The 25,804-nt window shown below is 37.4% G+C and carries 20 protein-coding genes; 10 read left to right on the forward strand and 10 right to left on the reverse strand.

From position 1 onward, the window contains the following. The 10 genes from WJN01_RS09740 (at window position 1) to WJN01_RS09785 (ending at window position 13,252) form a co-directional block, all read left to right on the forward strand. Window positions 1-3,426 (forward strand): DUF4450 domain-containing protein, encoded by a 3,426-nt coding sequence (locus WJN01_RS09740; protein ID WP_445196965.1) that lies wholly within the window; start codon window positions 1-3, stop codon window positions 3,424-3,426. Between the two features lie 2 nt (window positions 3,427-3,428). Then, a complete protein-coding gene (locus tag WJN01_RS09745) occupies window positions 3,429-5,057 on the forward strand; it encodes a family 43 glycosylhydrolase (RefSeq protein WP_445196966.1) in 1,629 nt (542 codons plus the stop codon). A gap of 44 nt (window positions 5,058-5,101) precedes the next feature. After that, the gene (locus tag WJN01_RS09750) at window positions 5,102-7,258 is read left to right on the forward strand and encodes a hypothetical protein (protein WP_445196967.1); all 2,157 of its coding nucleotides are present in this window, start codon (window positions 5,102-5,104) and stop codon (window positions 7,256-7,258) included. 23 nt (window positions 7,259-7,281) lie between these two features. Continuing rightward, entirely contained in the window at window positions 7,282-7,728 is a 447-nt protein-coding gene (locus WJN01_RS09755; protein WP_445196968.1) for a hypothetical protein, read from the forward strand. A 69-nt stretch (window positions 7,729-7,797) separates the two neighbouring features. Next, window positions 7,798-8,664, forward strand: a complete 867-nt coding sequence (locus WJN01_RS09760; protein ID WP_445196969.1) for an AraC family transcriptional regulator — start codon at window positions 7,798-7,800, stop codon at window positions 8,662-8,664. Window positions 8,665-8,813: 149 nt separating this feature from the next. Continuing rightward, a complete protein-coding gene (locus WJN01_RS09765) occupies window positions 8,814-9,593 on the forward strand; it encodes an SDR family NAD(P)-dependent oxidoreductase (protein WP_445196970.1) in 780 nt (259 codons plus the stop codon). 29 nt (window positions 9,594-9,622) lie between these two features. Then, the gene (locus WJN01_RS09770; protein WP_445196971.1) at window positions 9,623-10,480 is read left to right on the forward strand and encodes a fumarylacetoacetate hydrolase family protein; all 858 of its coding nucleotides are present in this window, start codon (window positions 9,623-9,625) and stop codon (window positions 10,478-10,480) included. Between the two features lie 50 nt (window positions 10,481-10,530). Further along, window positions 10,531-11,268, forward strand: a complete 738-nt coding sequence (locus tag WJN01_RS09775) for a (Fe-S)-binding protein (protein WP_445196972.1) — start codon at window positions 10,531-10,533, stop codon at window positions 11,266-11,268. Window positions 11,269-11,284: 16 nt separating this feature from the next. Then, on the forward strand, window positions 11,285-12,658 hold the full coding sequence (locus WJN01_RS09780; RefSeq protein WP_445196973.1) for a lactate utilization protein B: 1,374 nt from the start codon (window positions 11,285-11,287) through the stop codon (window positions 12,656-12,658). A 3-nt stretch (window positions 12,659-12,661) separates the two neighbouring features. Continuing rightward, a complete protein-coding gene (locus WJN01_RS09785; RefSeq protein ID WP_445196974.1) occupies window positions 12,662-13,252 on the forward strand; it encodes a LutC/YkgG family protein in 591 nt (196 codons plus the stop codon). A gap of 13 nt (window positions 13,253-13,265) precedes the next feature. Here the strand turns inward: WJN01_RS09785 and WJN01_RS09790 are convergent, their stop codons facing one another. From WJN01_RS09790 to WJN01_RS09835, 10 genes are all read right to left on the reverse strand, one after another. Next, a complete protein-coding gene (locus WJN01_RS09790; protein WP_445196975.1) occupies window positions 13,266-13,607 on the reverse strand; it encodes an L-rhamnose mutarotase in 342 nt (113 codons plus the stop codon). A 12-nt stretch (window positions 13,608-13,619) separates the two neighbouring features. Next, window positions 13,620-14,963 carry an L-fucose:H+ symporter permease gene (gene fucP, locus WJN01_RS09795; RefSeq protein WP_445196976.1) on the reverse strand — a complete coding sequence of 448 codons (1,344 nt, stop codon included), beginning with the start codon at window positions 14,961-14,963 and terminating at the stop codon, window positions 13,620-13,622. A 49-nt stretch (window positions 14,964-15,012) separates the two neighbouring features. Continuing rightward, entirely contained in the window at window positions 15,013-15,810 is a 798-nt protein-coding gene (locus WJN01_RS09800) for an SDR family oxidoreductase (RefSeq protein ID WP_445196977.1), read from the reverse strand. A 9-nt stretch (window positions 15,811-15,819) separates the two neighbouring features. Next, complete coding sequence (locus WJN01_RS09805; RefSeq protein WP_445196978.1) at window positions 15,820-16,659, reverse strand: amidohydrolase family protein; 840 nt, start codon at window positions 16,657-16,659, stop codon at window positions 15,820-15,822. A 9-nt stretch (window positions 16,660-16,668) separates the two neighbouring features. Beyond that, complete coding sequence (locus WJN01_RS09810) at window positions 16,669-17,679, reverse strand: zinc-binding alcohol dehydrogenase family protein (protein WP_445196979.1); 1,011 nt, start codon at window positions 17,677-17,679, stop codon at window positions 16,669-16,671. An 18-nt stretch (window positions 17,680-17,697) separates the two neighbouring features. After that, complete coding sequence (locus tag WJN01_RS09815; protein ID WP_445196980.1) at window positions 17,698-20,181, reverse strand: hypothetical protein; 2,484 nt, start codon at window positions 20,179-20,181, stop codon at window positions 17,698-17,700. A gap of 66 nt (window positions 20,182-20,247) precedes the next feature. Then, the gene (locus tag WJN01_RS09820; protein ID WP_445196981.1) at window positions 20,248-23,028 is read right to left on the reverse strand and encodes a T9SS type A sorting domain-containing protein; all 2,781 of its coding nucleotides are present in this window, start codon (window positions 23,026-23,028) and stop codon (window positions 20,248-20,250) included. A 179-nt stretch (window positions 23,029-23,207) separates the two neighbouring features. After that, window positions 23,208-24,257, reverse strand: coding sequence for an L-rhamnose/proton symporter RhaT (locus WJN01_RS09825; RefSeq protein ID WP_445196982.1), 1,050 nt, complete (start codon window positions 24,255-24,257; stop codon window positions 23,208-23,210). Window positions 24,258-24,281: 24 nt separating this feature from the next. Then, window positions 24,282-24,725 (reverse strand): MaoC/PaaZ C-terminal domain-containing protein, encoded by a 444-nt coding sequence (locus WJN01_RS09830; RefSeq protein ID WP_445196983.1) that lies wholly within the window; start codon window positions 24,723-24,725, stop codon window positions 24,282-24,284. A 7-nt stretch (window positions 24,726-24,732) separates the two neighbouring features. Beyond that, window positions 24,733-25,803: a Gfo/Idh/MocA family protein gene (locus WJN01_RS09835; RefSeq protein WP_445196984.1), complete on the reverse strand. Its 1,071-nt coding sequence runs from the start codon at window positions 25,801-25,803 to the stop codon at window positions 24,733-24,735. Window position 25,804: the final 1 nt, after the last annotated feature.

Consider the following 25,804-nt stretch of genomic DNA (forward strand, 5'->3'; position numbering starts at 1 on the left):
ATGCCTTCCTGCAAAAACATAAACATTGTCAAAACTATTATTGTAATATTCTTCGTTACGGCGGGATGTTTTGCACAAAAAGGATACAAATTACAACCACAAAGAAAAATACACTACGTACCAGATGGCGAAAGTTTTGTTCTGAAAAATGGCACTCGAAAATTCAACCGTGCCTTATATGGCACCAACACAGGTTTTCGAGTTGAAACTGGTGATTTACCTGAATTTGCTATGTATTTACCCGGAATGGGCGGTAATTTTAAGCTGGGCATTTACAGTGAAACTTCCAGTAAATGGCTCACCGAATGCGATTCTATTAAAACCGTTTACACACCTGGTATAATGCAATATGAAATTCGAGATAGCCAATTAAACCATGGCATCATAAAAATAGAAACTGCTGCTCATGCCACAAATGAAGCCTTTTTGTTAAAGGTGGAAACAGAAAATATTCCCGAAGACATAAAGCTTATTTGGACTTATGGAGGTGCAACGGGCAAAAAATTCCATCGCGATGGCGATATTGGTGCTGACCCTGAATCAGTATTTTATATGCTTCCAGAATATTGTGTCAATAATCAATATGAAGTTAAAAACGATCATTTTAAACTCGAATTTGGTTCTGAAAGTAATAAGCAAAAAACAGGCAATAACAGAACTATTTTAGGCTATTTTCCAAAATCAAACATCAAAATAGTTAACGCTGATTTAGAAAAATCCCCTAAAGAACTCTATAATTCTACATTAGATAGCTTGCCCATTATAGTTGGGGAGATTAAATTAAAATCATCCAAAAAATTATTCTGGAAGCTTGAAAACGAAGGCTTTTTTACACAAACCTCACAAAATCAAATCGAATTAGAATTCCAACAAGCTCTTGAAAAAGTAAAACAGCTTAGAAATCGAGTGGTCTTAAAAACACCTGACCCATTTATCAATACTTTAGGCGGTGCTTTGGCAACTGCTGGCGATGCCATTTGGGAAAGTCCAGCATATTTACATGGTGCAGTAGCATGGAGAATGCACTTGAACGCATGGCGCGGTGCCTATGTAGCGCATCCATTGGGTTGGCACAATAGAGCGCAAACGCACTTTGAAAGCTATGGAAATTCCCAAGTTTTAGAACCCGAAACCGGTCCTGTAGTGTTAGACAGTTCTAGAAATTTTGCCAGACAAAAAGAGGTTTTGGGTACGGCTATGTTCAGTCGTGGTTATATAAGTCGGAATCCAAATAACAATACCAAAGCACATCACTACGATATGAATTCGGTGTTTATCAATCAACTATTACGAGGATTTCAATGGACTGGCGATTTAGAATTCATGCGAAAAATGTGGCCAGTTGTGAAACGGCATATAGCTTGGGAAAAACGGAATTTTGATGCAGATGGTGACGGACTTTACGATGCCTATGCTACCATTTGGGCAAGCGATGCCTTGCAATATTCCGGAAGTGGTGTTACCTATGCTTCGGCTTACAATTATTCCGTTAACCTATTGGGAGCAAGTATTGCTAAACTTTTAGATGAAAATCCTAAACCCTATTTAGAGGAAGCTAAAAAGATAAAAAACGCTATTGAAACCAATTTATGGATTGCAAATAAAGGTGTTTTTGCAGAATATAAAGATTTGCTTGGAAACCAATTAGTTCATGACAATCCAGGTATTTGGACCATTTACCATGCATTGGATGAAGGTATTGCCAACAATTTTCAAGCTTATCAAACATTAAGATATATTGATACTAATATTCCTCATATTCCTATAAATGCAGAAGGGTTGTCATTTAAAGATTTAGAACTGATTTCCACTAGCAACTGGCAACCCTACACATGGTCGGTCAACAATGTGGCACTTGCTGAAAATTTACATACAGCACTGGCTTATTGGCAAGGAAACCGAAAGGAAGATGCCTATAAATTGTGGCAAAGTGCTTTGGTGGAAAGTATGTATTTAGGAGCTTCTCCTGGTGGATTTCAGCAACTCTCGTATTACGATGCCATTCGGGGCGAATTATACCGAGATTTTGCCGACCCTATTGGGATGGCAGCACGTTCGTTGGTGGAAGGTTTATTCGGTATTCAGCCAAATTCTATTGAAAATACTTTAGTCATTAAACCAGGTTTCCCAAAAGAATGGAATGAAGGTTCTTTGGAAATTCCAGACATCAAAATTGATTTCCATAAGGAGTCCAATACGACTAATTATACAATAGCATCGCGGTTTAAAAACGAAATGAAACTTCATCTAGAAGTTGATGCTGATTTTGATGCCGTGGAATATGTAAAAGTCAACGGAGCCAACGCGACATGGAAAAACGATGAAAACGCCATTGGTGCCCCTCAAATAATCATTGAAAGTCCCTATCAAAAAAATTACAAAATTGAAATAAAATGGAAAGGTGAATTATTGGAAAAGTTCAAATTTCAATATGAAACAAAACCGGATAAAGAGTTGCTATTTAATGTTTCAAAACCTGAAATTACTCAAATCTTCGACCCTCAATCTTCAATTTCAGAAATTAATAAAACTCAAAAGCAATTCAATTTTAAAATAAAGGCAGCAAATGGCAACAAAACATTTTTTGTTCAGTTAAAACAAAACGACATGCTTTGGTGGCAACCGATTCACTTGAATATTTTAGAAAAAAAGGAAAACTCTAAATTTCAAAATTGGGATAAAAAACTTTCAGAAAAAACCATTTTTGAAACCATTCCATTAGAACCTGTTTTCAATAGTAAAGTCACCAATATTTTTGAGGAGCAATATTTTAGCCCAAGGGCAAAATCGCCAACATTACAGTTGCCCACCCAAGGCATTGGCAATTGGTGTTATCCATATGTGAAACCCGAAATTGATGATTCTGGTTTACGCCAAAGAGCTGGAGAAAATAATACGATTTTAAGTCCTCAAAACATTCCTTTTACAACGCCTTCAAGTGTCAATGAAAATAATATTGCATTTGTAAGTATGTGGGATAATTTTCCAGAGTCCATTGATATTCCCCTTTCAGGACAAGCTTCCCATGCGTATTTTATGATGGCTGGAACCACAAACCCAATGCAGAGTAGATTTGTTAATGGTGAAATTACAGTGAACTATACAGATGGCTCTTCAGAAATCCTTCAACTGAAAAACCCAGAAAACTGGTGGCCGATTGAACAGGACTATTTCATTGATGGGTTAGCGTTTACAACCGATGCACCAAAACCGCCCCGAGTGTATTTTAAAACAGGGGAAATTACCAGAGATTTTAAAGATTTTATAAGCATCAAAGGGTTTACGGATTTTGGAATTGATGGTGGTGCAGGTACGATTTTAGATTTGCCTTTAAACCCAGAAAGGACATTAAAATCATTGGAACTAAAAGCCATTGCGAACGACGTAGTAATCGGCTTAATGAGTTTAACATTGATACGAAATTAATTATGGTCACAACTAAATTGAAGAAAAAACTAAAATCCTATTTTTTGCCAAGTACATTTTTGGTAATAGCTTTAATTTCATTACCAATACTTACAACAACTGCTCAAACCTTGAATATTAAAAACGATACGTTTTGGGACACAAAAAATGGAGAGCCTATATACAGCCAAGGTGGTGGGATATTTAAATTTTTTGACCCAGACACCAATGTACAAAAATACTATTGGTATGGTGCCCATTACGCAGAAGCAGAATTATATCGCAGCAATCCGTCAATCACCCAACCTAAAGCCAACTTTGTTTCGGTAACTTGTTATACATCAACAGATTTAGTTAATTGGAAATCTGAAAAACCTGTTCTTACCATTGAAGATATAAATAAACACTATGGTAACACAAGATGGATGGGAAGGTTAGGTGTAGCGTATATTAAAGAATTGAAAAAATATGCTTTGGTCATTCAGCATAATGACCAAGTATTAATAACAGTTTCAGATAGTCCTAAAGGCCCTTTTAAATGGCATAACAGAATTAGTATGAAAGCCATGATTGGAACTTCAAATACTGGTGATCAAACTGTTTTTACTGATGAAGACACTGGTATCTCGTATCTTATCTATTCATATGGAAATGGAAGAAATAAAATATATATTTCAGAAATTGGCGTTAAAAATGGCATGGTAACTTTAATGGACTGTACACAAGTTTTTAAAGGTGCCGGTAGAGAAGGTAACTGCATGTTCAAATACAACGGTAAATACTATTTATTTGCCTCAAACCTTTATGGTTGGGATTCTTCTTATGCCTATTATTTAGTGGCTAAAGATATTCGCGGTCCTTATTTACCAACTAATGAAATGTTAATAACCCCTGGTTGCATAGATGATTATGCGCACATTTCACAAACAGGTTTTTTTACTACTTTAAAAGGAAGTGAGCAAGAATTAATTATTTATTGTGGTGATAGATGGGCAAACTTTGCTGGAAATGGCTTGGGATATAATCAATGGTGCCCCATTTCGTTTGATGGAGATACTCCATATTTCAATTCACTAAATTCATGGGATTTTGATGTATCAACAGGAAATTGGAGTGCAGCTATTGATAACAATTATGTAAAAAACGGAAGTTTTGAAGCAGACCGCAGACATATTCCGAGCCCTGTAAAACCTATACAAGAGCAATTAAAGGGATGGATAACAAAAGTATACGAAGGCAATACAATTGTTGTTGGAGCAGACGAATCACCTGTGTTAAACTACTTTAATACTGAAAAAGACAGAAAACATGTCATTGGTGAAAAAAGCCTGCATGTTTCAGACAAAGTGAAATTCAAAAGACGTGTTTACCAAACCATAGAATCTACACCATATGTTAAATTGAAAGATGGCCTGTACAAATTGTCGGCAAAAATTAAAAACACAAATGGGTTTAAAAATTTGAACATTTATGCCGAAAGTTCAGGGAATAATAAGTACACAAACATAAATAAGGAAAATTCATCGTGGAAACTTATAGAAATAGACAATATTCAAGTTTCAAATGAAAAAGTTGAAATTGGTTTTTATATTGAAGGCAATGCTAATGCCCTACTGTTGGTAGATGACGTTACATTTACCAAAAAACCATAATAGATTTTTTTAAAAACCAGACAACTAATGCTAAACAATTCCAAATGAAAAAAATAAATCAGCTAATATTAATAATTCCTGTTCTCTTTACTATTTTTTCTTGTGCTAAAAAAGAAGAAAAGCCAAATAAAATTGACAGAAAGGCAGTAGTAACCAGACATAATGTAAAGATTTCGGAAGTAGACACCTTAGGTTCTTTAAATGTGGGAAATGGCAAATTTTCATTTACAGTAGATGTTACAGGACTGCAAACATTCCCTGAGTTTTACAGTAATGGCGTACCGTTGGGTACGCAATCAGAATGGGGTTGGCATACGTCGCCAAATACCCAGGATTTTAAACATGAAGAAACTTTAAAAGCCTATAATTTTAATGGAAACCCAAACAGTTTGTACGCCATCCAAAACAGAGAGGATAAACGGGCAATGGCCGCTGCCGATTATTTTAGGGCTAATCCACATCGACTTCAATTGGGTAATTTTGGATTGGAAATCCTTAAAAAGGATGGCTCAATAGCTCAACCTGAAGACATAAAAGCCATAAACCAAGAATTGAATTTATGGATAGGTAAAATTGAAAGCAACTTTACCGTTGAAGGTGTCCCTGTGAAAGTCATAACGTATGGTGATTCAAAAACCGATGGCATTTCTGCAAAAATAGAATCCGCTTTACTGAAAGAAAACCGATTGAAATTAAAGTTCAGGTTTCCTTATCCAACCAATGAATTTGCGGATAGAGGCACAAATTATTCACAAAGCGAAAAACACACTACTGAGGTTGATAACGAAAACGGAAACGCATTTATTTTCAGTAGAACATTGGATAATGATACATATTTTGTATCTGCCAAACTATCTTCAGAGGCCGAACTTTCAAAAATTAAAGACCATTATTATACCCTATTACCGAATTCGGATGGAGATTTAGAAGTGACCGTTCAATTTTCAAAAGAAAAACCAAATTCTCCTTTGAATGATTTCAGTATTATTGAGCAAAACAGTATCGCTCAGTGGGAGGAGTTTTGGTCGTCTGGTGGCGCTGTGGATTTTTCAGAGTGTACCGACCAAAGAGCTTTTGAGTTGGAACGCCGTGTGGTATTATCACAATATTTAACACGTTCGCAATGTGCTGGGAATTATCCTGTGCAAGAAACCGGGTTAACCTATAACAGTTGGTATGGTAAACCGCACATGGAAATGTACTGGTGGCATGGTGCACATTACCCGCTTTGGGGAAGAACCGATTTATTGGAAAACAGCATGCATTGGTATTTTGATGCTTTTGAGGGTGCCAAGGAAATTGCCCAACGACAAGGCTATAAAGGTGTGCGCTGGCAAAAAATGACCGACCACATCGGTGGAGAAGCACCATCTAATGTAGGGTCGTTTTTAATTTGGCAGCAACCTCATGTTATTTATTTGGCCGAATTGATTTATAGAAACAACCCAAGTCAGGAAAATTTAGAAAGATACCAAAACTTAATTTTTGAAACTGCCGATTTTATGGCTTCATTTCCCACATACGATACCGAAAATGACAGATATAATCTAGGAAAAGGAGTTATTCCAGCCCAAGAGTGCTTTGACAAAACGGAGACTTTTAATCCACCAATGGAACTTTCCTATTGGAAATGGGGATTGGAAAAAGCCCAAGAATGGCGCAAAAGATTAGATTTAGAACCCAACAAAGAATGGCAAAAAATAATTGATAAGCTGTCACCAATGGCACAAAAAGATGGTGTGTATTTAGTTGCAGAAAGTGTACCGAATTCATATTCGGAAACGAGCGAACACACCATTGACCATCCTGCCGTTTTGGGTGCCATTAGCTATCTTCCTCAAAATAATTACATCGATATACCAGCAATGAACAGAACGTTTGATGTTGTTGATAAAGTTTGGACATGGAACCACACTTGGGGTTGGGATTTTCCATTGGAATCCATGGCTGCTACCCGATTAAACAGGCCTAAAGACGCCATAAAAGCCTTGTTTAGGAATGAAATCACGAATACTTATTTGCCAAGTGGGCATAATTACCAAACGCCCAGATTAACGCTTTATCTACCAGGAAATGGTGGTTATCTTTCTGCCATAGCATTGATGTGCGCCGGTTATGATGGCAATACCATTGAAAACCCAGGATTCCCAAAAGATGGTAATTGGAATGTGAAATGGGAAGGTTTAAAACCTATGCCTTAAAATAAGTTATAAAACATTTGAAAATGGTCGATAAGCAAGCTAAGTTTGACAAACTATTCAATCTGTTGAGTTTAACCAAAATCCAAACTGAACTGATTTCGGAATGTATTTCAATGAAAAATTCTATTCTGTTTTTTAATTGTTTTGATGGTAATCATAAGGTTGAAAAAGAACATATACTTAGCATTTATAAAATTAGATATAGGATAGAGAAAGAGAGACCAAGTAATCAATTTGTTATTGGATATGAGGACTTATTGCCAAATCTAGAAAAATCAAAATTAGAATTTATCAATATTTCTTCGGTTATGTCTGAAAAAGGAGGGTTTGTTGTGTTTTCTGACTATGAATACTCTGTATTTGTTGGAATTTTAAAATCTAATCGAAATTTAAGCGGGTTAAAGGAGCTTCAAAAAAGTTATGAATACAACAATAAATCGACAATATTTCAGAATGGGAGAATCAAATAAAAAGACATATTGATATTATTTTTGCCTATTAACTTAAATAAGTTACTTTTAGGTCATAATAATATATCAATGAAACTTCATCTGCTAGACCGAAGCAACCTTTCCAACAGTTCGTTTACCACCAAAGTAAACGAGTATCCTTATTTTTTAAAAATATGGCATTACCATCCTGAATTGGAATTGGTTGTAGTTTTAAAAAGTGAAGGCACTTGTTTTGTTGGTGACAGTGTGGAAAAATTTGGCATAGGTGATATTGTTTTAATCGGAAAAGATTTGCCGCATATGTGGTTAAACGATGAAGGCTATTTTCAACAATCTTCAAAAGAAACAGCCAAAGCCATAGCTATTCATTTTAAACAGGATTACTTGGGTCCCAAGTTTTTTGAAACCCCAGAGATGATTCATATTTTGGAACTGTTTGAACGTGCCCGTTTCGGCATTAAATTCTTAAATATTAACAAAAATCTAATAACCGATATTCAAAATATGCTGGAGCTAAAAGGCTTTGAAAAAACAATGGCTTTTCTCAATATACTCAACAGTTTGACAAAACATAAAGACACGAAACGGCTTTCCAGTCCGGGTTTTGTTAACTCTTTTCAAACTTCAAAAAGTGACACGCAAGATATAGTTCACGCCTATATTTTTAAGAATTTTAATCAAGACATCACATTAAATAAAGCGGCCGAAATTGCCCATATGAATCCTTCTGCTTTTAGTAGATATTTTAAAAGAATAAACCAAAAAACATTCTCACGGTACGTTACGGAAATTCGCATTGGTTACGCCTGTAAATTGCTATTGGAAAACAAATACAACATCTCTGCAATTTGCTATGATTCAGGTTTTAAAAACATTTCCAATTTTAACAGACAGTTCAAGCTCATCATGAACTGCACGCCTTCGGAATATGTTGATAAACATAAGAAGGAATAAAAATAGCTCATTATAAATTGCTTCATATTTCAATATTGAATTATAAAAGCAAAAAAAGTATCACATAAAATCAATTATTAGGAAGATTTTCAATCTTTTTCAAGCTAATATTGTAACTTGATATTCTGCTAAATTAAAACTAAACTAACATGTCTAAATTCAGTTTAAAAAATAAAGTTGCCGTTGTTACCGGAGGTGGAAGTGGTATTGGCGAGGCTATTTCGTTGACCTTTGCCCAACAGGGTGCCAAGGTTCATATTCTCGATTTCAATTTGGAAGCGGCCGAACATGTTGTTTCTGAAATCAAACAACTTGGAGCTTCAGCAGAAGCCCACAAATGTGATGTTTCAAATCAAAAAAATGTTTTTGAAGTCATTAATGGTATTTTGAAAACTGAACACATAAACATCTTAGTAAATAACGCCGGTATTGCCCATGTTGGTAATATTGAGGCTGTTGAAGAAGCTGATTTAGATCGACTTTATGATGTTAACATCAAAGGTGTCTACAACTGCTTAAAAGCAGTAATTCCATCCATGAAAAGTCATGGTGGCGGCGTGATTTTGAATCTAGCATCCATTGCTTCTTCAATTGGGCTAAGCGATCGTTTTGCCTATTCCATGACCAAAGGAGCTGTTTTAACCATGACCTATTCTGTGGCTAAAGATTATATTAACGACGGTATTCGTTGCAACTGTATTGCTCCCGGGCGCGTGCATACGCCTTTTGTTGATGGCTTTATAAGTAAAAATTACCCAGGAAGAGAAGCAGAAATGTTTGAAAAACTATCTAAAACACAACCTATTGGACGTATGGGCAGTACACAGGAAATGGCAGATTTAGTACTGTTCTTGTGCTCTGATGAAGCTGGCTTCATTACAGGTTCAAACTATGCCATTGATGGTGGATTTGTAACACTAAACGGATAATCATTCAAAATATAAAACGAAACAGATATATGAAACTAATACGATTTGGAAAAGCTGGACAGGAAAAACCCGGTGTTCAATTGGCAAATGGAACAAAAATAGATGTTTCTGCCTTCGGAATGGATTACAATGAAAAATTCTTCGGAAACGATGGCATTGAAAAATTAAAAACATGGTTGGAATCCAATCAGTCCAACTGTCCAGAAATAGACGATAATGTGCGTTTGGGAGCTCCTTTAACCAGACCTTCAAAAATAGTTTGTATTGGCTTGAACTATGCGCAACACGCCGCTGAAGCCGGAATGGAAGTACCCAAAGAACCAGTTTTGTTCTTTAAATCCACCACGGCTATGGTTGGACCCAATGATGATATTATGTTGCCAAAAAATAGTACAAAAACAGATTGGGAAGTAGAACTTTCAATCGTTATTGGCAAAAAAACGTCGTATATTGAAGAAGATGAAGTTTTCGACCATATTGCAGGTTACGTTTTGCACAACGATGTAAGCGAGCGTGCATTTCAAATTGAACGTTCAGGGCAATGGTGCAAAGGAAAGGGATGCGACACCTTCGCCCCTGTTGGCCCTTTCATTGCCACTACAGATGAAATTCCAGACCCTAACAATCTGAATTTATGGTTGAAATTGAATGGTGAAATTATGCAAAACAGTTCAACTTCCGATTTTATTTTCAACGTGCAACAATCGGTTAGTCATATCAGTCAATTCATGACCTTGCTTCCCGGGGATATAATTTCTACGGGAACACCATTTGGTGTCGGTTTGGGTCTTAATCCTCCTGTTTACTTAAAAGCTGGAGATGTCGTAGAATTAGGTATTGAAGGTTTAGGAACCTCAAAACAAAAGGTAGTTCCTTTTAAAAAGTAAGCTCATTCCGAGACCAGAAACCAAAAACCAAAAACCAGAAACCAGATAAAATGAAAGTAGGACTATTCATTCCGTGTTATATCAATCAATTGTATCCTCAAGTTGGGCAAGCCACCTTGGAACTTCTTGAAAAATTGAACGTAGAAGTAGTTTATCCATCAGGACAAACCTGTTGCGGACAGCCCATGGCGAATTCGGGTTACGAATCGGAATCTGTTGGCGCTTGCCACCATTTTGTGAATAATTTCAAGGATTTTGATTACATTGTAACACCCTCCGGAAGCTGTGCCTATCATGTAAAAAAGCATTACAACATTATTCCCCAAACCGATGATGTCACAAAAGTACGGAACAATGTTTATGAGCTTTGCGATTTTATTTTAAACGTTTTAAAAGTGAAAGATTTGGGTGCTTCTTTTCCGCATAAAGTTGGCGTGCACAAAAGCTGCCACGGACTTAGAGGCTTGCGTTTGGGATCGTGCTCAGAACGCGTCACTCCTGAATATTCATACATAGAAGAATTACTGAAAGAAGTAAAAGGTGTTGAATTAATGCCCATAAAACGAAGTGATGAATGCTGTGGCTTTGGCGGAACCTTTGCCGTTACTGAGGAAGCCGTTTCTGTAAAAATGGGAAAAGACAAAATTAAAGATCATCTGGAAAGTGGCGTTGAAGTGATTACGGCAACCGACACCTCTTGTTTAATGCATTTGGAAGGTTTGGTAACCCGAAACAAACAGCCGCTTAAAATCCTTCATATCGCCGAAATTTTAAATAGCAACCTTTAATTCCAACCATTAAATTATGAGCCATCCACAATTAGCAAGCATATTTAATAAAGACGAAAAGAAAGTTAATTGGCACGACAAAGCCCTTTGGTTTGTGCGCCATAAACGCGATATGTCGGTTCACCATGTGCAAGGTTGGGAAGAATTACGAAATTTGGGGCATGGTATAAAAGCCCATATGCTTTCAAATTTGAATTCTTATTTAGAGGAATTTGAGGCCAATGCCAAAAAAAATGGTGTAGAGGTACATTGGGCAGCTACTGCTGAGGAGCATAACCAAATTGTCCATAAAATTTTAAGAGAAAACAATGCCAAAAAGGTTGTAAAAAGTAAATCGATGCTAACTGAAGAGTGTCATTTAAACCCTTATTTGGAAGCCGATGGTATTGAAGTGGTCGATACCGATTTAGGTGAACGCATCGTGCAATTGGCCAAAGAGCCACCCAGTCATATTGTATTGCCAGCAATCCATAAAAATAAACATGAGGTTGACGAACTTTTTCAGGAGCATTTGGGTACTAAACCCTGTGATGGCGACCCGCAATATTTAACAGGAGAAGCGCGAAAGCATCTAAGACAAAAGTTTATTGAGGCAGATGCAGCCATTACTGGTGTTAATTTCGCCATTGCTGAAACTGGTGGCTTTGTAGTATGCACCAACGAAGGAAATGCTGATATGGGCGCACATATCGCTCCCATTCACATTGCTTGCATGGGTGTTGAAAAAATTATCCCAAAACTAGAGCATTTGGGAGTATTTTTAAGATTATTGGCGCGCTCGGCAACAGGGCAACCTGTAACCACTTATTCGTCACATTTTAAAAAACCAAAAGCAGATAAGAAAATGCACATTGTCATTGTGGACAATGGCCGTTCAGAACAATTAAGCAGACCCGATTTTAGGGCTTCACTGCATTGCATCCGTTGTGGTGCCTGTATGAATACCTGCCCCATTTACAGACGTAGTGGTGGCCATAGTTACGATGCTACCATACCTGGGCCAATTGGTTCCATTTTATCGCCTGGTAAAGATTTAACAAAACACAGTTCATTGCCCTTTGCCTCTACTCTTTGCGGGTCTTGCAGCGATGTCTGCCCCGTAAAGATTGATATCCATTCACAATTGTACAAATGGCGCCAAATTATCACTAAAAACACCCCTCAGCCTTTTATAAAAAAGAAATCCATGCAAATGATGGGCAACATATTTGCTAAACCCAAAAAGTTTGAAAAAGTTGGAAAAATAGCCCGTTGGTCACTCAGGAATCTGCCAAAATCGCTTATTAATTCCAAACCTAACGCTTGGGGAAAAGCCAGAGACCTTCCCGAAGGTCCGAAACAGAGCTTTGATGAATGGTATAACGAAAGGCAACAAAACAAAAACAATTAAGTTATGGGAAGTAGAGCAAAAATATTGGCCAAAATAAAGGCCAATAAACCAGATTCATTAGAATTACCACATATAGACCCTTCAATTTTTGACGAAGGTTTAAATCTCGTACAAGAGTTTACCAAAAAAGTGGAAGTTGTGGGTGGTAATGTGCGTGAAATCAAATCGAACATTGATGCTATTTCTCAGGTTAAAACATTGTTTCCTGATGTAAAGGTTAACTTTTCAACTTTGGAAAATACTAAAGATTTTAACACTTTAGATTTATCCAGCATTAAAAGTCCACAGGACTTAGAAGATTTAGATATTTTAATTTTAGAAAGCGATTTGGCCGTGGCCGAAAATGGTGCGGTTTGGGTGGCAGATAGCCAACTTCCGTTTCGCGTTTTACCGTTTATAACCAAACATTTGGTTTTGGTAGTTTCCAAAAAACACATTGTACCTTATATGCACCAAGCCTATCTAAAACTGAACAATGCACCAACCGATTTTGGCGTGTTTATTTCTGGGCCATCAAAAACGGCTGATATTGAGCAGTCATTGGTTATTGGGGCGCACGGTGCTTTAAGCTTGACGGTATTTTTAAAATTTTAATGCTTTCAGTTTTTCAAAGCTTAAAAATACGTTCCATGGCCACCCATTTTTCGCCATCTTTAGCCCAAGGAATAGCTTCTTGAAAATTCCACATTAAGTTTTCCCATTCTTGTACTTTTGGGTTTTCAGCATCCATTCTGGCCTTTCGTTCAGGGCTAAAAGTATCATCAACTTCCATTATCATAAACAGGCGATTTCCTGTCAAGTAAATTTGCATGTCAATAATTCCTGCATCTTTAATACTTTGGGTTATTTCTGGCCATGCATTTTCGGCTTTGTGATGCTTTTTGTAGTCTTCTATAAGCTTGGAATCATTTTTTAAATCGCAGGTGTAGCAATACCGTTTGGTTTTCATGTCACTGCAATTTCAATGTGAAGCTTGCTTGGTAACTCGATAAGCATAAATACCATAGAAACCAACTACTGCCAAACAAATTAAAGGCAAAATGAATGAAAAATGAATTTCTGTAATGCCACCTATAACAACATCTCCAAAAACCTCCTCACCATTCACAGTTTCTCCAATATCCATAATAGCAGCCTGAATTTTAGGTAGAAATGCACCCCCAACAATGGCCATAATTAAACCTGAAGATGCCAACTTTGCCTCTTCACCCATGTCTTTTAAAGCCAAGCCATAAATAGTTGGAAACATGATAGACATGAATACGGATACCAACACTAAACAAATTAAACTTGTAATACCGTTAGTTACTATAACTCCTGCGCACAATAAAACTGCCGCTATTGTAAATACAGTCAACATGCTTGCAGCATTAAATTTTCTCATTAGCGCTGTACCAATAAATCTGGTTGAAACAAACAATAACATGGCACCAATATTCCAAAAGGTACCGTCAACCTGTTCAGCACCTCTTCCCATGTTAATATATTCAACTAATTGAAAAATAGCGGTCCAACACATAATTTGTGCCCCCACATAAAATGTTTGTGCAATTACCCCAAATAAATAAGTTTTACTTTTAAATATCTTGTTTAAAGATTCTTTAATTGTAAGATGTTCACCCATAAACATTTTAGGGATGTTAGTTTTCCAAATTATAAAGAAAACTATCGCAACAAATATGCCTACTGAAATGTATGGTGTGCTAATAACTTCGAGGTCATGAGTTCTTATTTCTGCAGCTTTGTCAGCACCTAAAGCCATTATTTCTGTACTATCGACATAATCGGCAGATAAAATTCTATCAAGAACCACAAACTTTGCAATCATCATTCCTGTTAGAGACCCAATTGGGTTAAATGACTGAGCCAGATTTAACCTTTGAGTCGCTGTTGAGGCATCGCCCATGGAAAGAATTAGTGGATTGGATGTAGTTTCTAAAAAACCCAATCCGCAGGTAATCACAAAAAGAGAAATTAGAAAATACGTATAGCTTTCTTCTAAAGCAGCGGGGTAAAATAAAACGGCTCCAATGGCATACAAAGCCAGCCCTAAAAGTATGCCCGATTTATAGCTAAACCTTCTAATAAATAAAGCTGCTGGAATAGCCATAACCCCGTAGCCGAAATAAAATGCAAATTGTACATTATAGGCTTCCTTGTTTGAAAGCACCATAACTTTTTTGAACGCCGCAACCATAGGGTTTGTTAAATCGTTAGCAAATCCCCATAATGCAAAAATAGAAGTTGCCGCTATAAAAGGCACAATTAGTTCTTTAGGTACTACCGGTATTTTCTTATTACTCATTTGTTTTGGTTTAATTGGTGTTTTCTTGAGGTTGATTTTTTTTTGAATATTATTCAGCGTCTGTTAAAAGCGAGCGGTCTAAATGCACATAACCGCCATCAACCGTTATGAATTGCCCAGTGGTATGGGATGCCTTTGCTGATATTGTAAACAAACATTGGTCGGCAATTTCAGCTGGTGTGGTCATTCTGTTTTCCAAAGGAATCTTTTTTACTATGGATTTTAGTTTTTCTTCACCGTTTTCCAAAGTTTTTATCCAATTATCGTAAGCGGGTGTCCAGCTTTCTGCTATAACAATGGCATTGCAACGGATGCCTTCCTTAATTAAATCGACGGCCCACTCTCGGGTCAATCCGTAAACACCACCTTTTGACGCCGCATAACCCGAAGTTCCGCCCTGACCGGTAATGGCCACTTTTGAACCAATATTCAAAATATTGCCTTTAACCTTTTTTATCATGGGCAGACAGTATTTTGTCATGGCAAAGTAGCTCACCATATTCAATTTTAAGGAATACATGAAGTCTTCCATAGAACTATCCAACCCCACCCCATCATTTACGCCAACATTATTGATTAAGGCATCTACCCTACCATATTTTTTTTCAATTACTTTGGCAGCTTTTTCTATTTGTTTGTAATCGGATAGGTCGGTTTTTATAAAAATGGAATCGATACCTCTTTCCTGAAGTTCCTTTTCGTAACCATATCCGCGGTCGTTTCTACATGCAATCACCGGAATTGCACCCTCGTTGGCTAAATGCTGTACGATGGTTTCGCCAATACTCCCCTTAATTCCTGCCGCCCCGGTAACCACAACGACTTTATTTTTTAATCCTAAATCCATTTATACTTCTTAATTAGTTAGTCGTAAATCATAAAATTCAATGGCATTTTTGCCCATAACAGCCTCTTTTTCAGTCTCTGAAAGCTCGTTGATAAATGTAGTTATAATTGCTTTTACTTGGGTATACGTTCCAGCTACTAGGCACACAGGCCAATCGGAACCATACATAATGCGTTTTGTTCCAAAGGCATTAAAAACCAAGTTTAAATAAGGTTGTAATTGTGCCTCTGTCCAAGTATGAAAATCGGCCTCGGTAATCATTCCAGAAACCTTACAATAAACGTTTTCGCATTTTGCAATTTCTTTCATTAAGGTTGCCCATCCATCAAAAAAACCATCTTTTATGTAGGGTTTTGCGATGTGGTCTATCACAAATTTTTGGTTTGGAAAACCTTTAACAAACTCCAAAACCGCCCCCAATTGGTGCGGAAAAACCAAAATATCATAAGTAAAATTGAGATTTTCCAAGGCTTTAATACCCCTTAAAAAGTTTGGGCGTAACAAAAAATTATGGTCGGGTTCACCTTGAACCACATGACGAAATCCTTTTAATTTTTCAAACCTTGAATACTTTTCTAAGACCATTTCAATATCATTGCTCCTCAAATCTGCCCAGCCAACAACGCCTTTTATAAAATCGTTTTTTGAAGCTAAATCCAATAGAAAATCGGTTTCTGCCAAGGTTTGGTCTGCTTGAACTGCCACACAACCATCCACTCCATTTACTACATAGACATTTTTTAAATCTGACGGCATGAAATCCTTTCGAATAATGGCCATATCGTCATCAATCCAATCATGCTTTACAGGTTCGTATTTCCAAAAATGTTGGTGAGAATCTATTATCATTATAAAATTTTAATTAAAACTTACTGTTGCCTTAATCACACCTGTTTCTGGCTTTAGCCAACTATCAAAGTTTTGAATCATTTCCGTGAAATCAACCGAATGAGTAATAAATGAATCTGTTGGAAATTGATTAAGCACACTAATGACATGTTCAAAATCTTCTGTCGTGGCATTTCTGCTGCACATTAATGTCATCTCCTTGGCGTGGATTGCTGGGTGATTGTATACCAATTCTCCTTTAGACAAACCCACTAAAATAAAACGACCACCGTGTGCCATATAACTCGGACAAGCTTCGAGCGCATATTTATTCCCTGAAGCATCAAAAACAGCAGTACATAAATCACCTTTGGTTATTTTAGAAATTTCTTCAACAGCAGTTTCTCCCGCTTTAACAATATAATCCACACCTATTTTTTCCTTGGCATAGTCCAATCGTTGCTCGTTCATATCAATAGCTATAACCTTGGCTCCCGCTATTTGAGCCAACTTCATAATACCAATACCTATTGGGCCACAACCAATCACGGCAATGGTTTCCCGTTTTTGGATGTTGGCTCTCCTAATAGCGTGGGCACCAATTGCTAAGGGTTCAACGATGGCCATTTCATTGTCTGAAAGGTTGTTTGCAGGCAATAAAATATTTTCTGGCACAGTGATTCGCTGTTGCATACCACCATCGGCATGAACACCCAAAACCCTAATATTGGTACAGCAATTTGTTTTTCCGTTTCGGCAAGCAATACAATTGCCACAACTTACATAAGGCATTACGACCACTTTATCTCCCGCCTTGATACCTTTTTCATTTTCGTCTATTTCCAAAACTTCAGAAGCCAATTCATGGCCTAGAATTCTTGGATAGGTAAAGAATGCCTGATTTCCACTGTAAGCGTGCAAATCTGTACCGCAAATGCCTACTTTTTTTATTTTTAACAGGGCTTCACCTTGTTTTCTTTTTGGAGCTTCCTTATCCTTTAACTGGAACTCTCCCGGTTTTTCGCAAACTATGTATTTCATTTATATTTTAAATATCTTTTAGAACCATTCTATTTTTAAATCTTTAATCAATGTTGCGCCACTACCCACCGTTCCGGTATGTTGAAAACTTATTCCTCCATAACTGTTAGGAGCAATTTCAACTTCCATATCAACCACTTTTACAACTTCTGAGGTATCGTGGTTAGTGAAATAATCTCCTGTATTTTCGGCTTGAACAATTAGCTTGTTGTCTTGAACCACAACACTAATTTTACAATTGGGACGGTAACATGACGCTGAAACGGGTTGGCTTATCGCCATGGCATTCCCATTTTCATATTTCATTAAAATAAAATCGATGGCATCGCTATATTTTGTGGTTCTGATTAATCGCAAAGCATAGCCATTCATATTTTTGATGTCCATTTTAATGCCAACATCCATATATTGCATTCGGGCACTACTAAACCCTTGGCCAGCCGTTTTAGATGGGACGGCCAAAAAACTGATTTTCATATCGCCAAAATCATTGCCAACGGGTGTATAGCGCATTCGAGCGCCTTTGGTATTTTGCACAAAACCTTTAGTGCCCGAAGCACCGTTAATGCCTTCGCCGTAATACCATGGGTCTTGACTGTTATCAGCTTCCCAATTAAACTCTTTGGTATCTTTGGGCGCATAACTATCCAAAGACCAAAAACCTGGTAAAATTTTTGGTTGATATTTACTGGACATGTTTTCAAGATTAGGCACTAAAATCTTAGCATTAGATTTTACATCTTTAGCTGAAATTGCTTTTTTGTAAACCACCGTTTGGGCTTCGCCTGGGTGGCAACGTAAATGCTTTGGCGATATGCTTGCCATAATATAATAACCAATATCCCCTTCGGAAAGTTGATATGTTTTTAAAGGACTATCAAACCTTGATACAGCGATTTCAATTGGCTCATCACCGTTTTCATTTTTACACCGATACCAACTTATTAATGATTGGTCCTCAAAAGTCATATCTAAATCATAATCCAAATGAAGCTTACCCTCTCTTGGTTTACTGATCTTTGGGAGTTTTATGAATATGGGCGGATTGAGTAATGACGGTGCAATATAGAGTACTGTAGCCGATTCTAAACCCGAGGATGTTGATGCTGTTACAATAACTTTCTTGGTTTCGTTTTGATTATTCGTTGGAATAACCAAGCACTTACCATCTTGAATTTCCTTTAATTTAACGAAAGGCTTGAACCCATCTGAAACTTGCCAGTTTATAGTTTCGCCTTCAACTTCAAAATTGCCAAAACGATTTACTGTCGTTTCAAGAAGCAAGCTATCTTTTCCTGTTTCTAATTTTTGTTGTGTTGGTTTTATGATGAGTTGTGTTGGAATAGAAGAATAGTCTTTACCAGTTTCCTTTTCAACTTGCTCAACAATAGGTTTTATGCCCAATGGATCCCAATTATCATCTCCCCGAAGCAGATTATAGGTGTTGTAAACAATCGCATTGTTGCAATCAAAACGATAGGCATTGAGTAGTGGTTTCTGTGAAATATCTACCGTTGCATCAGGGTCATTTTTGCTAATTAAAACAGGACTGCTGTTTAAATTCACATTACTTTGATAATATCGCGTTTCTAAAGCTGGAATATCGCGCCAACCCAGATATTCTATATTTTCAGCAGAAAATCGAGTATCAATCACTGCTATCGTACCATTCGCTTTTGCAAAATATTGATTGCCTCTTGTATATGAGGTTATATCGCAGTTTAAAAAAACGGAACCTGTGCCATCTGTTCTATAAAAAGGTTTGGAAGAGTAAAAATCAAAAGTACAGTTGAGATAGACAGCACTTCCGTTAAGGGCATCATCGGTCATTTCAAAATGACAGTTCTCAAATAAAGTACGTTTGCTTCCCCAGAAAGGCCCCAAATTCAAGCGACTTATAAATCTAGAATTTCTGACCACGATCTTGTCTCCGTTTGAAAAAACAAGTTGTGCCTGTACGATAGCTGAGCCACGTTTTTCTCTATTTAATTTTGGGTTTAAAGGATAAACCAAGTCAATGTTGCAATAATTCCCAAAGGTGATATTTTCTGCACTAGTGCCATCACCATTAATCCTGAACATAGTAAAATTACCCTTAGAGCCCATAGTTTGTCCACGATTGCTAGCCAAAATAACGTGCTCTGGACTGTCTGATAACCCTTGAAATTTTAACCATTCACAATTGATTTCCAGTCCAATGGGCGTACCTCCAATTCTATCGGGCACTCTCATTTCAGAATCGTCGGGGTCATCAATCCAGTACACCCAAGGTGCAATATAGAGAACCATGGGGCCTTCTTCAGTTCCATTAGTTAGATGCTTAGAAGCTTCATTAATAGAATTGTACACAAAATTGTATTGAGTTGCTTGGTTATCACTCAAACGCCCATCGATATAAAAGGCTTTTGGTCCTAACTGAATTTTATTTCCTCTATATACGATATGGTCACCTTTAAATTCAACTTCAGGTGAAAGTCCTTGATGATGATTTTGGGAAAACAAATTGAAAACATGCAGGAAAAAAATACCCTGTAAAATCCAATTTATTTCCCTTTTTAAGTACATAGCCTACTGCACAATAATTTTTTGGGTTCGCAAAATTTGTTTCGATTTCGGTTCAATGATTTTCAAAATAAAAATTCCTTTTGCATTAATTTTCAGATTGTTGTCTACACCACCTTCAATAATTCCATGAGATATTTCTTTACCAAGAATATCAAATATTTTGTAATCCGATTTTTCAAAATCACCTTTTATTCTTATCGAAAACGTTCCGTTATTGGGCACAGGCCAAATCTTAAAATCTTCAATAACTTTTTTATTAACCGACAATGTAAGGTCAACTCCATTAACAATATTTACCGTACGTGTCATACTGTGCCCTTCTGAATCTGTTACTGTAAAATCAAATGAAGCTAATCCTAAAGCTACCGGTGTAAACTCCAATATATTTCCAGCCAAGTTAGTTGAACCATTCACCACATTAGAAATTTGATATGAAGGACTACTTTCAAATCCTCTTGATAGTTCCTGTAGATTCACGCTAATCATTGCGCCAGAATCTGTGCTGTAGTGAGGCAAACTCATCCATTGTAAGTAATAATCCATATTGGTATAACCATCATTATTGCCATCTTCATTCGCATCTGAAAAATTCCCTGCAGGAGAATTTATTGCGGTATTAATAATTTCCTCCCACCAATTTGGCAAGCCATCACCATCGGTATCCCAATCTGACTCCCTGTACACCACTGGATAATCTTCATAGCCACCAGCATCGGCCTCATCATCTGGAAACCCTTTTTTTCCTGTATAACTTCCAGTTACCGAATATGTTCCGGCCAGGGTTTCATTTATCATCCTAATATCATGATCATCAAAAACAGGTTGTGTACAACCTACATCAGACAGTACTATTTTATAAGCATGATCTGCTGTTTGCGTTGTTACATAAGAAGGGAAAAATGGCGCATTTACAAACGTTTCATAAGTTGTGTTGGCCCCGTTCGAGTCTCTTGACCTTCTTCCGTAGTCTTGGTTGGTTTCATCAAAATATCCTGGCATTTTATTACCGTCAAAAAAGGCACGTTGCATTCCCAAACCGACATTTTCATGGTCTACAGTCAATGCATATCTCGTGAGTTCAATTCCTGGACCTGGTTTATAGTAATTACCAACGAAATTCAATTCTTTAGTTCCGCCATCCGTAGTACGTGACCCCCAATTATAAACTACATTGTTTGTAATATCCAAAAGGCCTGCATAATATCCATTTCCATCCAATCCGCCTGCTAAACTCCAGTTACGGCCGTAATTATGAGCCAATAAATTATGATGGAAACTTCCAACATCACCACCAATTGATGCCGCATAACCATGTTGTGTACCAACTGGATAATTTTGATGACCTGCAGCATTTAAAGCTTCCGAAATTAGTGTCCGCTGTAATGTAATATTATGGGCTCCGCGGGAACTAAAAGCTTCATCAATGGTCCAACTAATAGAACAGTGGTCTATAATACTATGGTCACCACCTGTCATTCCCATACCATCGTAGGTTTGCCCTCCACCCAATCTAACTCTTACATTTTGAACAATACAATCATCTCCAGTAACTCCAAATGGCGCTCTGGCTATTGTTATTCCTTTTCCTGGAGCTGTTTGTCCTGCTACGGTAACGTATGGTTGGTTTAAAACCAATCTCGAATTTAAATCAATTCGTCCGGAAATATTAAAAACAATGGTTCTTGGGCCAATATCGTTAGTAACGGCTTCCCTAAGACTTCCTGGGCCACTATCATTTAAATTTGTAACGGCCACTACTTTTCCTCCACGTCCACCACGAGCAAAACGTCCATAGCCTTCTGCGCCTGGAAATGCCAAATGCGCCGGACGAAAACGCCAAATACTACCTTTTTGAACATCACCTCCCAGAAAAACCTCATCTATTCGCCAAAAGTAAGTGTCTCCAGTGTACAAATTGTTTATTTGATATGAGGGAGCAACAGTATTTCCTTGGTATTCATCTGAACTGGTTGTAGCATTATTGACCATGTCGAAATCCGCACCAAAATATACATTGTGGGATGACGGACCCGCATCGGCAGGAGTCCATTCAAGCAATACACCACCAGAACTTAATTCTACATGTTCATTATCATGAGCCGGAATAGGATCTTTGGCCAACTTAGCAGGGTCTGGTGTATTCAATTCAAACCCATTGAGCATCACGTTATAAAAATCGTAAGAACCAGATGTATCCGCAGCAAACAAAAAAACCACATCTGTACTTGCAACAGCAGTAAATTCAAGATAAGCATAAGCCGCATCTGAAGTCTTTTTAGCTCTTACACTTGGCGCTAAGTCATTAATCACTTGGGTTCCTTCAACAGAAATATTAATTGGGCTATAGGTATAAGCTTCACTATCTACTACATTTAAGTACACAAGCAACGTATGATTGCCTGGTTGCAAACCACTCATACGAAATTCAATTTGTGCATTTTGGCCAGTTTGTAAATTATTGACCGTTACCCCATCACCGACTAATCTTGCGTAATAGGGGGCTTGTACGGCCGCCTTTTCCCAATTGGTTCTCAACTGGTTCCCATAGGGTCCAACTCTTTTTACCGTAAACGTTATTCCATTCTCCGTTTTACTTGCCGAGTCAGCTCCAGGAACAACCCAAGACACGTATGCAGGGTCATTTACTTCGGATAAAGATCGACCTCCTTGGTCAAAATCTATTTTCACAACAGGGTTTTGGGCATAAGCACTTGTTACTGTTATGATAAACAGAAAAAGCAACTTTTTAGAGTTAATTTTCATAGCTTTTTTTAAAGGTTTCATGGTAATTTTTCTTTAGCTTAATTTTGTTTTTTTTAGTAGATTTTTTTCCTCCGATAACTCAATATAAGTTGAAATGTAATCGATTACTCAAAGGTATTCAAAATTGATTCCTGTTGCAATTAATCTTTATTAAATATAAGGTCAACACATAGCTTTTCTTCATATTAACGTTTAACTGTTCAATAGCTACCATAACTGGTAACACAAAAAGAAATAACTAATACAACCAATCCGACAAGCAATGTAACGTAAGTTTTCCTTTTGACATTCTTCCATTCTTTCATTAGCACGCCAACAATATAACTGAAAAAAATGAGCATGGACATATGTAACACCCAGCTAGCAAATTTATAATCGCCCATTCTTACATGACCCAAACCATAAAAGAAAAATTGTAAGCACCACAATGCTCCCGTCAATGATGATAGCGACCAGTTTCTAAAAAGACTGTTTTTTGATTTTCCGTCTTCTCTTTTGGTGGGTAGAAATTCCTTTATAGTACCTTGCCTAAACCCAGCAATAATATACCAAATGAAGTTTGTGATAAAACACCCCAATGTTGATACAACAAGTTTCGCATTTCCTTCAAAATCCCCTGCTCCATGTTCAGCAGCTAAATCAGCGATGGGTTGTCCATATTCCAACGACAAATTAAACACGCCCGAAAGAACCCCTGCAATGATGGTCAAAATTAAACCCAACATCATATTAAATCCAGCTTTGTTAAGCTTTTCGGCATCTAAATCCTTTTCTTTTTTAAAACCGGCCCAACCACAAATAACAACACCTAAAACGGATAAAATCATTCCTAAAAGTACGATGCCTCCTCCTGGTTTATTGAAGAAATCACCGAGTCCTCCAAAAACCATTAACGGAATAATGGTTCCCACAACGGCTGAAATACCAATAGCCAATGTATAGGTTAGTGAATACCCAATATGGCTAATCGCCTTACCAAAAGACATGCCTCCAAAGCCATAAATAGCACCAAAGAAAAAGGCCATCCAAAATGGTTTGGAAGGGGCTTCCGCTATTATTGAAAAAAAGCTGGGAACGGTGAACCATGCTAACAAGGTGGGTACGATTAACCAGGCAAAAACCGATTGGGCCAACCAAAAAGTATTCCAAGACCAGCCTTTCGTTTTTGTACTAGGTAAATAACAACTTGCAGCAGAAATACCACCTACAGCGTGAAGAAGCGTGCCCAATAAGGAATTTGGTGAACTCATTTAATTCAGTTTTTTTATTGGGATTTACGATTTTCTTTTTACGAGCAACAAATGGTCACATACCAAAACTACTTCCCCTCTCTGATTAATGATTTCAACATGTTCTGTTACAGTACCCATTTCAGGCCTTTTAGCATCGCCTTTTTCTAAAATGGAGATTTCCGAATGAATGGTGTCTCCTATATGAACCGGTTTTACAAACCGCAAACGGTCATAGCCTTTTGAAAAAGCCTCGGGGTTTATTTCTGATGCTGTCAAGCCTATTCCGATGCTAAAAATCATTGTTCCGTGGGCGATACGCTGACCGAAAGGTTGTGTTTTGCACCATTCCTCGTCCATATGATGCGGAAAGAAATCGCCCGTGTGGCCTGCATGAACAACAAAATCGGTTTCGGTGATTGTTCTGCCCAAGGTCACACGCTTTTCGTTTAGTTTATAATCTTCAAAAAATATTGATTTAAAATACATATATTGTTTAATTTAATTCTGTTAATTGTACGCCACCATTATTATTGCTCGTGTAACACGCTTCCACTACTTTCATTGTATCCAACACATCTTGAACACTGGCATGCAAAACCTCATCGGAACCTTCCTTAAAACGCATTAAATTGGACATGGTACCAATAAAAGCCTCTGGAAACCAAGAGCCTTCAAGGTTTAGCATCTTCCACTCGGGTTCTTTGCCTTCTTCAATGATGACGTATTCAAAAGCATCAGGCAAACCATCTGGATAGTTCATGAGCAATCCCATTTTTGCTTTAATGGCTCCTTTGGTTCCTTCCCATTTAATATAACTTTCTTGGTTTTGCGTCCCAAAATCATGGTCGTGATTGGTGTTTATTTTTACGCTCAAGGTATCACCATAATCTAAAATGATGGTTGAACGACATGATGACAAATCCTTTTCGGGATGTTTCCAAGTTCTTGCCATAACACGTTTGGGATTTCCTAAAAATGACCGAATACAATCTATATAATGCACACTGTGAAAGAGAATTTCCAACCGTGGGTGTTGTTTGATTACTGGAAATAACTCCCATGGTGTTTTTACTGTGACCTTAAACTCCAAATCATACAAATCACCGATCAAGCCTTGGTCTATCATGTTTCTGGCAGCACTTACAAACGAGGCAAAGCGCAACTGAAAGTTGATGCCAGCCACTAAATTTTTACGTTCACATACTTCAACAATAGCTTTAGCTTGCTTGTAATCGTTCCCCATAGGTTTTTGAATCAGCACTGCTGAACCATCGGGTAGTTGTTCCAAAATCTCAATATATTGGTCGGGCAACACTGTAATATCGTAAACTGCATTTTTGGGTGCATGCTTAACCGCATCTGCAACTGTGTCAAAAACATAGAGAATATCAAATTTTTGGGCCATCTCTTGTGCTTTGGAAATGGTTCGATTTGTAATGCCATACACCTGAAACCCTGCCATGTTATAAGCTGGCAAGTGAGCATCTTTTACAATACCACTTGCACCAATAATGATAATAGGTTGTTGTGTTTCGGGCAATAATGGTTTGTAAGTAACATTCATT

The sequence above is a fragment of the Tamlana sedimenti genome (assembly GCF_038148895.1).
In the GTDB taxonomy this organism is placed as follows: domain Bacteria; phylum Bacteroidota; class Bacteroidia; order Flavobacteriales; family Flavobacteriaceae; genus Tamlana.